Source organism: Fredinandcohnia onubensis (genome assembly GCF_002734285.1).
In the GTDB taxonomy this organism is placed as follows: Bacteria; Bacillota; Bacilli; order Bacillales; family Bacillaceae_L; genus Ferdinandcohnia; species Ferdinandcohnia onubensis_A.
In genome coordinates, this window is sequence record NZ_NSEA01000007.1 from 86,046 (window position 1) to 102,125 (window position 16,080).

Genomic DNA, 16,080 nt, shown 5'->3' on the forward strand with positions numbered 1-16,080 from the left:
ATCGGATAGTAAATAGCCCATTCCCGAGAATGGGAAGGGCTATTGTTAGCTGCTTAGCGCGAGATGTTGATACGCGATATCCATATTGTTTTTTAGTTTTTCCGGATTGTCGTGGTAGACTACCTTCCCTTTACTTAAAATATAGACATCATCTGCAATTCGTAAGGCAGTTGAAATATTTTGTTCAACTAGAAGCATCGACATTCCTGATTCTTTTAATTTTAAAAGGACGTCCATCACTTCACTGACCATTAAGGGAGAGAGTCCCTCTGTCGGTTCATCGAGCAAGAGGATTTTTGGATTTCTCATCAACGCTCTTCCGATTGATAGCATCGATTGTTCCCCGCCACTTAAGGTGCCAGCATGAGATTTTTCACGTTCCTTTAGGCGTGGAAAATAGTGAAAGATCTTCTCTAGATTCCATTCGCCTTTTTTCAGATCAGCGAAAACGGTTAGATTTTCTGTTACGGTTAGGTTCGGAAATATTCTTCTCCCCTGTGGAACGATACCAATTCCCTTTCTTGCAATTTGGTGACTTTGGAGCGAGGCAATATTTTTACCTTCAAATAGGATTTCACCTTGTACTTTATTAACAAAGCCAATAATTGAATGCATGGTTGTCGTTTTACCCATACCATTTCTTCCTAACAGGGTCACAACCTGGCCTTCTTTCACTTCAAGGTTCACTCCATGAAGGATGTGACTTGAGCCATAGAAGCTATTAACATCTTTCAACTTAAGCATGTGCAGCATCCCCCCGCCCTAAGTAAATTTCCTTAACCTCTTCATTTTCGCGAACCGCTTCTGGTGTACCATCGGCAATTAGTTTTCCTGTATGTAGGACAATCACTCGGTCCATATTACCGAATAACACGTCAATATCATGTTCAATCATACAAATCGTTACTTCTTTTGGCAGCTTATTAATTAGAGCAATAATTTGGTCGGTTTCAACCTGTGACATACCTGCTGTAGGTTCATCTAAAAGTAGAATCTTTGGCTTACCAGCAATAGCCATGACAATTTCAATTTGTCTTTGCACACCATAAGATAGCTCTTGTACCTTTTTATCGCTATACTGCTCAAGATTCCATTCCTGTAAAAGGGCATCCGTTTCTTCATGCAACGCTTGATAATTTTTGAGACTTACCTTCTTCCACCATTGCGTATGCTCTTTCCTCATTTTCTGTAAAACAAGGAGAACATTCTCTTTCACCGTTAATCCAAACATTAGATTGTTCTTCTGGAACGTTCGAACAATTCCATTTTCTGTCCTTTTATAGTTTGGTACCTTTGTAATATCTCGGTCATTATAAGCGATTGTTCCACCTGTTGGGTTCAAGTCTCCAGCAATCATATTGAAAAAGGTTGTCTTACCCGCGCCGTTTGGACCAATTAATCCGACACGTTCTCCAACTGATACATCCAACGTAATATCTTCAATTACTTTTAACCCACCAAAATGCTTTGATAGATTTTGAATTGAAAGAATTGTAGTCATCACTTTCCCCCCTATCCATTTATTTTTGATTGCGGTTTAATAGGTTCAATCGGTTGCTCAACATAATTTTCCTCTACAGGTTTGGACTTTGGTTTAAAAATGCTACCTGTTAGATTAGAGAACAATCCCGCAATTCCTGAAGGAGCAAAGATTGTGAATAGGATGAAGGCAGTACCAATAATCATCATCCAGCTTTCTGTGTATGAACTAATAATTGTCTCCAACACAACGATAAATGCCGCTCCAATAACAGGTCCCCAAAGTGTTCCTGCTCCTCCAACTAACACCATGATCAGTACAGAGCCAGACACTGTCCAGTACACATCTGTTGGGGCAACGAAGCCATTGAAAAATACATATAAACCTCCAGCCAATCCACCTAAAGTACCCGCAATCAAAAAGCTAATATTTTTATAGAAGGTTGTGTTATAACCAATCGACTTCATTCGGTCTTCATTTTCTTTGATTCCAATAAAGACGTATCCAAGAGGGGAATGAAGAAGTCTGTTAATAACGATCATAACAATTGCAAATACGACTAATACAAAGTAATAGATAAACACTTGATTGGATAGTAGAAAATCTCCAAACAGGCTTGGAGCAGGAATTCCTGACAATCCATTTGATCCACCCGTTACATCTGTCCATTGATAAATGATGGAGTATACCATCTGGGAACAGGCAAGTGTTAGCATCAAAAAGTAAAAACCGTGTGCCTTAGTTGATACAAAGCCTATTAAAATAGCTAGTAATAAGGCTAGCAGCATTCCAATTGCAATCGCTAGAAACACATTTGTAGATAAATGACTTGCCGCTAAACCAGTTGCATAAGCACCAGCTCCGAAAAATGCAGCATGCCCTAAGGATACCAATCCAGTCTGACCAACTAAGATATTTAAACTAATGGCGAATATCCCAAAGATCAAGATTTCCGTAAAAATGTTTACGTAATAGAGAGAAACAAAAAATGGAGCAGCAACCATTAATAAGAATAATACACTTCCTTTTATCCACTGTTTGCCCATTTATGCCCTCCTTCCTATCAATCCTTGCGGACGGATAATTAATACAGCAGCCATCAATGCAAATGTAATGATTAAGCTTAATTCTGGGACATAGAAACGACTAAATGTTTCAACCATACCCACTAAAAGGCTCGCAACAATTGTTCCACTTACCGACCCAAGTCCTCCTACAACTAGAACAACAAGAGATAATATGAGGATATTAAATTCCATTCCAGGGGCTACCCCTAGGATTGGGGAGCCCAGTACCCCACCGATTCCGGCCAAGAAGCTTCCAAAGAAAAATACCAGTGTAAAGACGAGGTGAATGTTGATTCCTAGCCCACCAACCATCTCTTTATCAGATAAACCTGCACGGATAACAGCGCCCCATTTTGTTTTTTCCTGGGTATACCAAAGGGCTAAAGCGATGACGATTCCGACGACAATTAATGCCAGACGGTATGAAGGGATCATATTCCCCATCACTTCAACCGACTGACTTAGGAAAGTTGGTGGGGTTACGGTCATGATGTTTTTCCCCCAAATGATGGAGAAGAGATCATGGAAGATGTATGCTAACCCAAAGGTTAACAATACCTGGGAAAGATGACCAAGCTTATAGGTAGGCCGAAGCAGGATTACTTCTAAAATCAATCCGATGACAGCAATAATAAAAGGCACAACCAAGAGTGCAACCCAAAATGGTAGTCCTGATTTTACAACGATTGAATAACCCATATACGATCCTAATAAATATAGGGAACCATGCGCTAAATTTAATACCCCTAAAATACCAAAAACGAGACTTATCCCACATGTAATAATGAATAGGAGAAACCCGTAGCTAAGCGCATTCATCAATTGCAAAACTAATGTATCCATTCCTTTCCTCCCAATCCGAAATGTGTAAGCGCCTCGCTCAGCCCCGACAAGCTAATGTTCTGTGCCAAAAAAGTCGCTCTTTGACTTTTCTTAGCACAGGTTATTAGACCTCGAGGGGCTAGGCGCTGGAACTAGACACAGAAAACTTCGTAAAATAGTAATAATATATTGGTAACTAGAAAAGAAGGAGGCAACACCTGTTACCTTTGCCTCCTTCTTTAATTATTTTCTTATTTTCCTGGGTCGACAACTTCTGGTACTGTGTCGATTACTTTATTTTCCGTCTTGTCACCATCAAGGTACGTTTCTACGATATAAAGGTTTTGAATAATTTGATGAGTTTCTGGGTCAAACTTGATTGGGCCTCTTGGGCTATTCAGTTCAACCTTTGAGATCTCCTCCACTAATTTATCTGGGTCTGAAACATCACCATTTAATGCTTCGATTGCTTTTGCCATAATAGCAGCTGCATCATAACCTTCTGCAGATTCGATACTTGGTCTCGCATCGTACTTCGCTTCATACGCTTCAACAAACTTTTTGTTTTCAGGCGTATCTATACTATAATCCCAGAAGATTGAAGCAATGATGCCTTCAGGAGCAGTTCCTTGCTGTGGACGAGTATCCTCAGCAGTAAGCCATCCAGAACCAATTAAAGGAATTTTACCTTTTAATCCATATTGCTCGTATTGTTGAACGAAGCGGATTGCATCTGTACCCGCAAAGAATGCATAGATTCCATCAATGTCATCACGATTCATTTTTGCTAGGTAAGAAGAGAAATCGTTATTTCCTAGTGGAGCAAATACTTCCTCAACAATTTCTCCACCTGCTGCCGTATAAGCATCCTTAAATGCTGCCGTAGCTTCATGACCAAATGCATAGTCAGCAGCTGTTAAATAGATTTTTCCACCAATATTGTCAAATGCCCATTGGCCCATAGAGTGTCCAATTTGGTAGGAAGAAAAAGACGAACGCCAGATATAATCACTACGTTTTGTTCTTGTTAAATCATTTCCACCAGCATGAGATACAAGGAATGGCAATTTGTTCTTATCAACTTCGTCACGAATCGCATAAGCTACCGCAGTACTGATTGGACCAGTTAAAATATCTATTTTGTCCTGCTCCATTAATTTACGAAGCTTACGTAAGGAAACTTGTGGGTCTGCCTCCGTGTCTTCATGAACAATCTCGATTTTCTTACCTGCAACTTCCCAACCAATTTCTTCAAAATAGAGCTCCATACCGTTCTTAACATTTTCCCCAAGCGAAGCATATACACCTGTTGAAGGTAGTAAAGCACCAATTTTAATTGGCTCATCACTTGAAGAATCAGTTGTCGGTGGTTCCTCATTTTCTTCTTTTTTGTTATTTTCCGTAGTTGTACTGATTGCCCCTGAGCTACAGGCTGAGAGCAATAGAACAAATGCCAACATGATCAACCAATTTCTTTTTACTAGTTTCATAGGTAACCCTCCCTTTAATGGAAACGCATTCAATATTGACCCTCTTTGGTGAATACACTTTTTAAGCTAACAGGACTTTTGGATTATGTATGGATACCCCCTTTCCAAAATTTTTAGTATTTTGAATATTATTATAGTTATAACTATCTAAATATTCAATACATATTTTCAACTTCCATAAAAAAAACGTAATAAATTTCTTTAAAATTTCATGCAAAAAAAATGGAGGAGGGTTGGAATAACGGCTTACATTTTATGCCTTTTATACCAACACGACCTCTATTTAATCAACACATACTGCAAATTAAGCTTTTTGTTATATTTAAAAAAAGTATTTTTTTGCTATCCTTAATTTATTACGTTAATTTTACTTCCGCATCGAAAACCATTGATTATTGTCTTAATTTAAAACGTTGCATCTTCCCAGAAGCCGTTTTTGGGATTTCATCCATAAACTCTATGATTCTAGGATACTTATAAGGGGCTAAGTTTGCTTTTACATAAGCTTTTAATTCTGCTTTCAATTCTTCAGATGGGGCAACTCCTTCTTTAAGGACAATACAAGCTTTTGGAAGGTCTAGATTATCCTCTGTCTTGACGCCAATTACCGCGACCTCTAGAACAGAGTCATGTTTGAGTAGAGTTGATTCTACTTCAATTGGAGAAACCCAGATTCCGCCTACCTTCAGCATGTCATCTGAACGCCCTGAATACCAAAAATAACCTTCTTCATCCTTGTAATATTTATCCCCGGTATACATCCACTCGCCTTTTAGTTTTTTCTGATTTTCAGCGATATTTGCCCAATAACCACCAGTTAGGCTTTCCCCTTTAATAACTAAGTCCCCAACTTCATTTGGTTCTACTTCCACGAAATCGTCGTTGACAATTTTCGCCTCATATCCAGGGACGGGCTTCCCTGTGCTTCCAGGACGAATATCTCCAACCCGATTCGAAATAAAAATATGTAGTGCTTCTGTTAATCCAATACCATCCAAAATATCAAGATTAAAGAGTTGCTTCCATTTGTTCACAAACGTATCAGGGAGCGCCTCACCGGCAGATACACATACCCTCACTGATGATAAGTCAGGAATTTTTCCTGTACGCTCAACATAGTTTATCAAACTACCATAAAGTGTTGGAACACCAAAAAAGATCGTTGGTTTTGTCTTTTCAAGTGTTTCAAACACTTTATCAGGCGTAGGACGATCATTTAATAAAACAGTTGTTGCTCCAGCTCCTAATGGGAAATACATCCCATTTCCAAGCCCATACGCAAAAAAGAGCTTTGAAGCGGAGAAGGTAACATCATTTTCACTTATCCCCAAAACTTGTTTCCCATACGTGTTATACGCTGCTTCCATGCTTCGTTGATGGTGAATAACACCTTTTGGATTTCCAGTGCTACCAGAACTGTATAGCCAGAATGCAGGGTCATCCTTCACTGATAAAAACGACTCAAGCTCTGTTGAAGCATTACTCATCAGTTCATGGTAATCAATTTCATTTGCATCTACTGTTATGTTTTCTGTGACGACGATAACATGCTGAAGGAAGACAAATCGATCTCTATTTGCCTTAATTTTGCTCCAAAGATCCTCGTGAATAACAAGCACCTTCGAGCGACTGTGGTTTAATAGATATTCATAATCCCCGGGCTGTAGCATGGTGTTAGAAGGGATTGGAAGTGCACCTATTTTTATCGCCCCATAAAAGGAAATAATATTCTCAACCGTGTCATGCATAACCATTAGCATACGGTTTTCATTTTCAACACCCAACTTTTTGAGAGCGTTACCAAATTGGTTCACACGATTAAGAAGTTCTTGATAAGAGACTTGTTCGTCTCCACTTATTATCGCTATTTTTTCCCCTAGTCCGTTTCGTACATTTTCTTCAATAAATCGATCGGCTGCATTGTACTTCGTTGCAATTCCCTTTAAATCCGAAGCTACCTTTATCACACTTTTCCTCCTTACCTATCTTGTAGATAGAAAAAATTTAGGATAGTGGAGGTAATCGTTTACCTCCACCTTTTTTTCGGAGTAATTCATAGTTGATATTTTGACATTGACACTGTGAATATAGTGTTAATAAACCGAAATGAAGAATAATAAATTATTTCTTACTTACCTGACCAGTTTGGTTCACGCTTTTCAATGAATGCACTTAAACCTTCTTGTGCATCTTGTGAACGGAATAATAGGTTTTGAAGTTCACCTTCATAACGGATCGCTACGTTAAGTGGCATTTCTTTCCCATTCATGATTGATAGCTTAATATTAGAAGTTGCATATGTTGCGCTGTTTGCGATTTTTTGTGCATACTCTAACGTTTTCGCTCTTGTTTCTTCTTGTGGATATACACGATCTACTAGTTTAATAGCTAATGCTTCTTGTGGTGTTAATGTTTCCCCTGTAATATTTAAATCTAGGGCTTTAGAGTGTCCAACTTGACGAGCTAGACGCTGTGTTCCACCTGTACCTGCTAATACACCAAGAGATACTTCTGGAAGTCCAATTTTTCCTGCTTGGTCTCCCATGAAACGTAAGTCACAAGCTAGGGCCATTTCTAGTCCCCCACCAACAGTATGACCTTCTAAACAAGCGATCCAAATTTGTGGTGAACGTGCAATTTTATCTAAAGTTTCGTTACAGAATAAGCAGAACTGTGTTTTAAAACGTGGCTCAGCAGATTTTAAGAAATTGATATTTGCTCCTGCTGAGAAGAATTTTGGCATATCACTCATTAGTACAGCTACTTTAATGTCATTGTCAAAACGAATGTCATCAATTGCCGCATTTAACTCTTTGTAATACTCAAGGTCATATGAGTTTGTTTTATTTACATGAATGTGAACTTCAGCGATTCCGTCGGCTTTTTTTACAGTAAGATTTTTTGTTTCTAAATTAATTGACATGTTTACATTCCTCCATTTGTTTTATTGGAAAATTATTTATATATACTATATTCTGAAAATATTCAATGGGCGTTCTCCATTATATGAGACAACACTCTTTGTTTCTGAATAAAGATCAAGTGTTTCTATACTCAATTCTCTTCCAAAGCCTGATTGCTTGTAGCCACCAAATGGTGTTCCAGGGAAGGCTGAAATAGGGCAGTTTATCATGACAATACCTGCACGAATGCCTTCTGCAATTCGATGTGCTTTACCGTGATCCTTTGTCCAGACAGCTGAACCAAGTCCAAAAATAGAATCATTTGATTGCTCTAGCACTTCAGCTTCATCTTTAAATTTCATGATTACTACAACTGGACCGAAGACTTCTTCTTGGGCAATTCTCATATCATTTGTGACATTTCCAATTACAGTTGGTAAATACCAATACCCTTTATCAAATTCGCTGCCTTCTGGTCTTTTTCCTCCATAGAGAACTTCTCCGCCCTCTTCAATTGCAAGTTTTACATAGCCGTCTACAACTTCTTCATGGTCTTTAGAAATCAGGGCTCCCATATGCGTTTCCTTATCGAATGGGTCACCAACCTTTAGTTTTTGGGCTTTTTCAATAAATTTTTCTACAAATTCATCATAAATGTTTTCATGTACAAATAATCTTGAACGGGCCTCACAGGATTGGCCAGTGTTATAGAAGATTCCATAAATAGAACCCGCTACTGCTCCATCAATATCAGCATCATCAAATACGATATTAGGAGATTTCCCACCTAACTCTAAAGTAACACGCTTTAAGGTTGTTGAAGCTTTCGCCATAATGTCTTTCCCGGTTTCTGTTTCACCTGTGAAGGCTACTTTATCGACACCAGGGTGAGTCGTTAAGTAAGGACCAATTACGGAACCGCTTCCTGTGATAACATTCACTACGCCTGCTGGAACTCCTGCTTCATGGCAGATATCTGCAAGCATATAAGCAGTAATCGGCGTATGTGAAGCTGGCTTAAGAATTACTGGACATCCTGCTGCAATGGCAGGTGCGATTTTCCAAGCAGCCATCATTAATGGATAGTTCCATGGAATAATTTGCGCACAAACTCCTACAGGTTCTTTTACGGTATAGTTAAAAAATCCATTCGGAACTGGGTTCGTACGTCCTCCAAAGGTTGTTATGGCCCCTGCATAAAATTCAAAGTCTTCAATAGCTTGACCAATTTGCCCCTTGGCAGCAGCAACTGTTTTTCCACTATTTAATACTTCTGCTTCAACAAGGTCATTGAAACGTTCGCGCATAATTGCCGCAATATTGTTAAGAACTCTTGCTCTTCTTGCTTGAGGCAATTTCGGCCATTTTCCGTTTTCAAATGCGTTTCTTGCTGCGTCAACAGCACGGTCCACATCTTCTTTTGTCGCTTTTGCTACTTTTGCTATAGCTTCACCAGTTGCAGGGTTATACGTTTCAAAAAATTCATTATTGCTGCTATTTGAGTATTCTCCGTTAATCAATAGTTGGTACGTTTCTTTTAATTTCACCATAGATGTTGTTTCACTCCTTACATTTTCTCTATAATCGTTGCGATTCCTTGACCGACGCCGATGCACATAGTGGCTAAGCCATAATGCACATCACGTTTCTGCATCTCATGAACAAGTGTAGTAACAATACGCGCACCGCTGCATCCTAGTGGATGGCCTAAAGCAATTGCACCACCATTGACATTTACTTTATCCATGTCTAGTTCGAGTTCTTTAATACATGCAACAGATTGAGCTGCAAATGCTTCATTTATTTCAATCAAATCAAGGTCATCAACAGTTAACCCCGCTCTTTGTAATGCTTTTCTTGTCGCTGGAACCGGGCCAATTCCCATATAGTCAGGATGGACACCACTAACAGCAGATGTCACTACTCTAGCAATCGGCTTTAATCCAAGCCTTTCAGCAAGCTCCTTTTCCATTACGAGGATGGCACTAGATCCATCATTAATACCAGATGAGTTTCCAGCAGTAACTGTCCCATCCTTTTTGAAAACAGGCTTAAGCTTAGCCAGCGTCTCTAAAGTAGTTCCGGTACGAACGTGCTCATCCTCCCTGAAAAGAAGAGGCTCTCCTTTTCTTTGTGGGATCCCAATCGGCACAATCTCATCATTAAATCTGCCACTTTGAATCGCTGCGGCTGCCTTTTGCTGACTTGAAAGGGCAAGCTCATCTTGTTCTGCTCTTGAAATTCCATATTTCTCTGCTACATTTTCAGCCGTTTCTCCTAAACTAATTGGAGGATACATTTCATTCATGGTTGGATTAACAAGTCTCCAGCCGAGCATCGTGTCATGCAAAGTTTGATTTCCCTTTGCACTTGTAACTTGAGGTTTCATCATGACATAAGGAGCACGGGTCATACTTTCCGTTCCTCCTGCAATAAAGACATCTCCTAACCCTGACTTAATCGCAGCGGCTGCCTGATTAACTGCCTCTAATCCAGAACCACAGAGTCTATTAACCGTGACTCCCGGAATCGAAATAGGTAGTCCAGCTAATAACAATCCCATTCTTGCAACATTTCGATTATCTTCACCTGCTTGATTCGCACAACCGAATAACACATCTTCAATTAGAGACGAATCCAGGTCAACACGAGCCATTAATTGCTTGATCACATGGGCTGTAAGATCATCAGGTCGTACACTTGTAAGCGAACCGTTAAGTTTTCCTATTGGTGTCCGCACTGCATCAATTATGACAGCTTCTCTCATGCCGAAAGCTCCTTATTTTTGCGGTTTTGATAATGGTAAAAGCATTTATCGTTTTCTCCACCAATCCAGCCTGCGTACACAAGTTTTCGAATAAGTGGAGCTGGGCGATAACGCTCCTCCCCTAATTCACGATATAATCCACTTAACACTGCAAAGATATCATCTAGCCCAATTTCCCCTGCCCACTCAAGCGGACCCATTGGATAATTAGTGCCTTTTTTCATCGCAACATCAATTGCCTCAGCCTCTGCCGTTTGCTCTGAAAGTGCATAGGCCGCTTCATTAATAATCATTGATAAAATCCTTGGGAAGACAAAGCCTACCTCATCCTCGACAACTTCGATATCCTGATTAATGAATGAAAAAGTGTCTGTGGCAGCTTGAAGATAACTTGCATCAGCTTGTAATGGCAATGCCACTTCAATTAAACTGCCCTTTCTAAAATTAGCGAAAGTCCCAAATCCTATTAATCTTTCAGGATGAAAAAGCCATGAAGCAACCTCAGTCGCTGTCACGCCAAGGCTAGTTGATAAAATCAATGTAGAAGGTAAAACACTTGCCTCGATTTCCCCGATTCTACGTTTCTTTTCTTTCTTATCAAGATTCATCGTTTCAATGACGACATCCACCTGTTTGTTCAAAGCTTTCGCATCAACCAAATGAACGTGTGGACTGTCTTGAAAAGAATTGGAGAGTTCTTTTGCGATAAGGTTATCCCCTACGATAGCGACTGTTTTAATTGTCATAATTAAAGAACCCTCCTTTTGTTTTTCTTCCTAAGCTACCTGATTGGACCATCCGCTCTTGGTAGTAATGTGGGCGGAATCTGCTTTCTCCGTGAAATCCTTCATATACCGATTTTGTCGTTGCAAAATTGATATCAATTCCGATGAGGTCCTGCAATTCAAAAGGCCCCATCTTAAAATTGCCGGCATTTTTCATAATTCGATCGATTTGACTTGGCGTAGCAATCTTATCATTCATAATTCGCAATGCTTCATTATAAAATGGCCGTGCCACTCGATTTACAATAAAACCAGGGGTATCCTTACACATCACAGGACTTTTGTTAATTGTTTTGGCAAATTGTACAAGAGTTTCAACAGTTGAGGAAGCTGTTTTTAACCCTTTTACTACTTCAACAAGCGGCATGATTGGTGCCGGATTGAAAAAGTGCAAGCCTGCGATTCGTTCCGGATTAGCACTTTGACCTGAAATTTCTGTAATCGAAAGTGAGGAAGTATTCGACGCCAATATCGAATCTTTCGTACAGATTTGTTCCAGTTGTGAAAAGATGGACCGTTTTATTTCCAGCCTTTCCGGTGCTGCCTCAATCACCAATTGGCAATCGGCAAATGAGCTCATATCCGTTGTGATATCCAGATTCTTTTTTGCATGTTCTGAAGTGGCATGGGTGATTTTTTCTTTGACTACTAATCTATCTAACTTTGATTCTATTGCCTCTTTCGCACGTGTAACAGTTGTTTCATCGATATCAAAAAGAATGACAGGGTATCCGTTTTGGATAATTAATTGAGCAATCCCTGCCCCCATTGTTCCGGAACCTATTACACCTACTGTTTTTATTTGCTGCATAATATTCGATCCTTTCTACTTAGCCGCGTCTTCCTTTTGCCATCGAATGTATTCGAATACACTTTTACACTCATTACAATAGTATTGTCGAACTAATTGGGCTGTGCCAAAGGATGAAATCTTCTTTACATCTTCAGATGAGCAGAACGAACATTGGGCATTCTCTTTTTTAGCCGACATGTTGCTTTGCCACATCCTTTAAGACTCCCCCGAGTGTTGCATCGAAATTCTCTACCAATCTAGCATCCTTTGGAATGATATTTTCAGTAACGAAATACATATCATTTTCTACTTTAATTAACCATTCCTTCGCTTCTTGCGCTGTTTTTGTAATAGCCTCTTTCGTTCTTCTCGGGATTGACCCTTTATCGAGTAGAAGCTGCTCACACCAGCTCTGTGAATAAATGAGATGTTCTTGCTGCTCCTTTAGCATTTTTGTAAAAGGAGGATTCACATTTGGATTATTTGCTTCAATCATAGCTCGCATAACGAGGTCAACCGCTACATTTGTTACATAAATTCCAGCAATCAGTTCAATCCAATTCCCAATTTCAACATTCTGTTGAAATGCTTTTCCGGTTTGGTGCTTGACTTCGGACTTAACACCCGATAAATCGGCAACCCAGCGATAAAGCAGTCTTGAATGTCCTAGTTCCTGCTGTGCCATTGCAATCGATGAAAGCGTTCCTTCTAAAGTTGGCCCACTAATACCAATTTCAACTAATCGGTCACCTAAAATGAATTTATTATCAGCAATCGTTTCACCAAGTTCTATTAATGAAATATGTTCCTTAGACATCAGTCTCACTCCTTTGCAAATAATGGTTCTGGGCTTCGAACACAAACTAGAGCTTCTTTTTTAACAACATACATTTCTACCCAGTCTTCTTCGTCATAAATATGTTGTGCATAAATCTTTGCTAAATCATCATTAACTGCCTTGAATGTTCCCACATGAATAAGTTCATCTCCACGATTGATTCGAGTGAGAAGAAGGTAATCATGTTTTTTTGCAACGTCTACTGTCATGAACTTACCCCCCAGTGCTTTAATTTTTTCTTTCCTTCTTCGCTTAGGTTAGCTGTCGTCCAAGGTGGATCCCAAACGACCTGGATCTTAACTTCCTCCACCTCTTCTTCTTTCAACAAACGCTCTTTGATATCGTTTTCAATCCACTGCATACAAGCACAGCCAGTGGATGTGTATGTCATTTCAACTTCCAATTCACTTTCGTTTTGGGTAATGTTATAAATTAGCCCCATATCCACAACACTGATTGGAAACTCAGGATCCATTACTTCTTTAAGTGCATCCCAATACTTTGTTGTTTGTTCTTTTTGGAAAATTCCACTCATGTTTATGCCTCCTCTGCTCTCATTGCTTCTAACTCCCAAACTCCCTTTTGAATGCGAGTAACAAACTCTTGGTTCTGAGGACCTCTCTGCTTAAATCGCTCAATTGCACCTTCCCATGTATCCGGCTGGTCTGTTAACCATTTTTTGTTTTCTGCATCAAATTTACAAGGGAATGGTACGTCAATCACATATTTTCCTTGGTCTTCATCGAAATGAGCCGGAACCTTCACTCCGATTGACTCACAGAACGGAACAGCCGTTGACAACCATTTTTGTCTTAGTTCATCATTGGTTCGCCCTTTTAATCGATAATCCAATTGCGCTGAACGGCTCTTAAGGTTATCTGCAACACCGAAGAATTCGAGTGCCATTAGGAACATCCAATCCACTGCATCTTGTACTTGCTTCGCCGTTTCCGGATTCTTCATTGCATTTTTCATAATGATTTCACCATTACGAAGGTGGAATAATTCTTCTTTATCAACCTTTACAAGTGCACGTTTCCAAGGTCCATAGGAAGTGTGTTCGTATGCATCACCTAAAAGCGTATACCCAGAACGATCAAATAGTCCGTTAAAGACTCCTAATTCAACCCAGTTGTCTAATTTAAAATCAAACGCGTACGGATTTTTCCATCGGTTGGCTGGTCGACGGTAGAGCATTTCATCAATATCTTCACCAAGGTCCTCCAGCAAACGGTAAGCGATATGAGCATGACCGATTTCATCTTGCATAACTGCTAGAGCGGTAATTTTATAGTTTAAGTTTGGGGCTTGATCGTAGACTGTTAATAATGGTGGGACACTAAGAAGTTCTGTATCTCCTACAATCGCGAGTGTTTGTTTTAGCGCTTTCAAATATTCGTCATTCATATCCTCCATGCGCTCCACAATAAATCCGTTTTGAACCTTTTCCAGTAATACCTCAGCCTCTTTTATACTCATCAATGAACACCTCTTTGTATTACGTTTTTTTAACTATCGTTTATAATATGTAATATAGAATATTTTAAATTGTTTGTCAACATGTTTATGATGTTTTTTAGACGTTAAGTTTAAATTCGTAATAGATGATGAGGTGGAATGTTGGTTTGGTAGTTGTTTTATATGCCCTGGGGTTGTGTGCGAAAGTAGTGGGTTATTCTTGGGATGAAGGGGATTGGGCGCTGAAGGTCGCTGGGTTTTCCTCTTCATCAAGGCTATGAAGAGGATTTCAAGCAAGGATTACCTACGTTTTTCCTTTTCATCGGAGGGAAGAAGGACTTTACCTGCGCACCGCCGCTCCGCCCGGGACTTCATCACGGCTATGAAAGACTTTACGAACGAGTAACTATGCCTTTCAGGTCTTCACTCAAAACTCTATATAAAACAAAAACCCAAGATTGCTATTTTATTAACAATCTTGGGTTTCCTACCTAATCTATATTTGATATTTTACTAGTATTGTTTCAACTTTGAACATAAATTATAGGATCTTGTTTAACCTTCGCAACTCGGCCTTCACGTTCTAGATAGTTTAAGTGCGCAATCGTTTCTGCAATAGCAAAACGCCATTGGTGAGGGTTGAGCTCTCTGTGAGAGAACAAAACCTTCGCAATCTCATATGTCGTTTTATGGTCGGCCAAGCTTTCAATATAATCGAGACGCTCTTTGTGATGTTGGATGAGCTCATCAATTCGTTCAGTTACATTTAGCACTGGTGAATGATGGGCAGAGTAAATTTTCCTAATCGGATATTTCCTAACTTTACGTAAAGAATCAATATATTCATGTAATGGATGCTGACTAGCACCGGGCCATACACTAATATTTGGAGTGATTCTTTCGAGAATATGATCGCCACCAACTAAGATGCCTTCTTTTTCATGGTAAAAACACACATGACCCTCGCTATGTCCAGGCGTATGAATAACCGACCATTGTTGATCACCAAACTCAATTGTAGCTCCAATCGGTTTTACAACAGGTAATGGGAGTACATTCTTATGTAATTTATCCATATGGTCTGCGATTCCATCTGCTAAATCTTCAGGAACTCCATGTTGCAAAACCATTTCTTTCATTTTCGCAACCTGAACGCTCCCCTCACCCCATACACGCTCAATCATGGCTGCATCCACTTCATTCATAAAAAGGTCAGCACCTGTTTGTTCCTGCATCCAGCCGGATAGACCAGAGTGGTCTGGATGGAAGTGTGTGAGATAAATTGTATGAACATCACTAAAAGTGACTCCTAAGTGAGCAAAAACCTCTTGCCAAGCATCTCGTGCAGCAGAGTAATTTAACCCTACATCAATCAGACAATAGCCATCATTTTGTTTAAAAAGATAGCAGTAAACATACTTCATCGGAAACGGAACTGGAATCCCGATCCGATAGCCGCCAAACTCAATTTTTTCAATATTCATGGCTCACCCCTATAATCAAATGCGCCCCTTGGCGTATTTGCGCCCGATTTTTTTCGAGCAAGCTCGAAAAATTTCCTTTAAAAAATCGTGGCATCCGCCGGAGGCTTAACTTTGTTCAGTCGGAGTTTTATCCACCAACTGAATTGATACTTTGCATTCCTCAATCCACTAAAATAAGGACTTTACTGAATAA

At 39.6% G+C, this 16,080-nt stretch carries 17 protein-coding genes; all 17 read right to left on the bottom strand.

Features of this window, described 5'->3' with window-relative positions:
* Positions 1-45 precede the first annotated feature (45 nt).
* Positions 46-744 (bottom strand): ABC transporter ATP-binding protein, encoded by a 699-nt coding sequence (locus tag CKJ95_RS07895; protein WP_099352865.1) that lies wholly within the window; start codon positions 742-744, stop codon positions 46-48.
* On the bottom strand, positions 737-1,501 hold the full coding sequence (locus tag CKJ95_RS07900; RefSeq protein WP_099352866.1) for an ABC transporter ATP-binding protein: 765 nt from the start codon (positions 1,499-1,501) through the stop codon (positions 737-739). Before CKJ95_RS07900 ends, CKJ95_RS07895 begins: the two co-directional genes overlap by 8 nt.
* Positions 1,502-1,512: 11 nt before the next feature.
* Complete coding sequence (locus tag CKJ95_RS07905) at positions 1,513-2,526, bottom strand: branched-chain amino acid ABC transporter permease (RefSeq protein ID WP_099352867.1); 1,014 nt, start codon at positions 2,524-2,526, stop codon at positions 1,513-1,515.
* Positions 2,527-3,390 carry a branched-chain amino acid ABC transporter permease gene (locus CKJ95_RS07910; RefSeq protein ID WP_099352868.1) on the bottom strand — a complete coding sequence of 288 codons (864 nt, stop codon included), beginning with the start codon at positions 3,388-3,390 and terminating at the stop codon, positions 2,527-2,529. It lies immediately after the preceding gene.
* Positions 3,391-3,620: 230 nt separating this feature from the next.
* Entirely contained in the window at positions 3,621-4,859 is a 1,239-nt protein-coding gene (locus CKJ95_RS07915) for an ABC transporter substrate-binding protein (RefSeq protein ID WP_099352899.1), read from the bottom strand.
* Between the two features lie 392 nt (positions 4,860-5,251).
* On the bottom strand, positions 5,252-6,826 hold the full coding sequence (locus CKJ95_RS07920; RefSeq protein WP_099352869.1) for a benzoate-CoA ligase family protein: 1,575 nt from the start codon (positions 6,824-6,826) through the stop codon (positions 5,252-5,254).
* A gap of 161 nt (positions 6,827-6,987) precedes the next feature.
* A complete protein-coding gene (locus CKJ95_RS07925; protein WP_099352870.1) occupies positions 6,988-7,782 on the bottom strand; it encodes an enoyl-CoA hydratase/isomerase family protein in 795 nt (264 codons plus the stop codon).
* 45 nt (positions 7,783-7,827) lie between these two features.
* Positions 7,828-9,312: an aldehyde dehydrogenase family protein gene (locus CKJ95_RS07930; protein WP_099352871.1), complete on the bottom strand. Its 1,485-nt coding sequence runs from the start codon at positions 9,310-9,312 to the stop codon at positions 7,828-7,830.
* A 17-nt stretch (positions 9,313-9,329) separates the two neighbouring features.
* Positions 9,330-10,529, bottom strand: coding sequence for a thiolase family protein (locus tag CKJ95_RS07935; RefSeq protein WP_099352872.1), 1,200 nt, complete (start codon positions 10,527-10,529; stop codon positions 9,330-9,332).
* Entirely contained in the window at positions 10,526-11,275 is a 750-nt protein-coding gene (locus CKJ95_RS07940) for a 3-hydroxyacyl-CoA dehydrogenase family protein (protein ID WP_099352873.1), read from the bottom strand. The genes CKJ95_RS07935 and CKJ95_RS07940 overlap by 4 nt, the downstream gene beginning before the upstream one ends.
* The gene (locus CKJ95_RS07945; RefSeq protein WP_099352874.1) at positions 11,265-12,125 is read right to left on the bottom strand and encodes a 3-hydroxyacyl-CoA dehydrogenase NAD-binding domain-containing protein; all 861 of its coding nucleotides are present in this window, start codon (positions 12,123-12,125) and stop codon (positions 11,265-11,267) included. The genes CKJ95_RS07940 and CKJ95_RS07945 overlap by 11 nt, the downstream gene beginning before the upstream one ends.
* Before the next feature lie 15 nt (positions 12,126-12,140).
* Positions 12,141-12,320, bottom strand: coding sequence for a PaaD-like zinc ribbon domain-containing protein (locus CKJ95_RS24110; protein WP_142353928.1), 180 nt, complete (start codon positions 12,318-12,320; stop codon positions 12,141-12,143).
* Positions 12,295-12,924: a Phenylacetic acid catabolic protein gene (locus CKJ95_RS07950; protein ID WP_099352875.1), complete on the bottom strand. Its 630-nt coding sequence runs from the start codon at positions 12,922-12,924 to the stop codon at positions 12,295-12,297. The genes CKJ95_RS24110 and CKJ95_RS07950 overlap by 26 nt, the downstream gene beginning before the upstream one ends.
* A 5-nt stretch (positions 12,925-12,929) precedes the next feature.
* Complete coding sequence (locus tag CKJ95_RS07955) at positions 12,930-13,154, bottom strand: hypothetical protein (RefSeq protein ID WP_099352876.1); 225 nt, start codon at positions 13,152-13,154, stop codon at positions 12,930-12,932.
* Positions 13,151-13,480 (bottom strand): metal-sulfur cluster assembly factor, encoded by a 330-nt coding sequence (locus tag CKJ95_RS07960; RefSeq protein WP_099352877.1) that lies wholly within the window; start codon positions 13,478-13,480, stop codon positions 13,151-13,153. Before CKJ95_RS07960 ends, CKJ95_RS07955 begins: the two co-directional genes overlap by 4 nt.
* Positions 13,481-13,482: 2 nt before the next feature.
* Positions 13,483-14,424, bottom strand: a complete 942-nt coding sequence (locus tag CKJ95_RS07965; protein WP_373604841.1) for a Phenylacetic acid catabolic protein — start codon at positions 14,422-14,424, stop codon at positions 13,483-13,485.
* Positions 14,425-14,927: 503 nt separating this feature from the next.
* Positions 14,928-15,887: an MBL fold metallo-hydrolase gene (locus tag CKJ95_RS07970; protein WP_099352878.1), complete on the bottom strand. Its 960-nt coding sequence runs from the start codon at positions 15,885-15,887 to the stop codon at positions 14,928-14,930.
* Positions 15,888-16,080 lie beyond the last annotated feature (193 nt).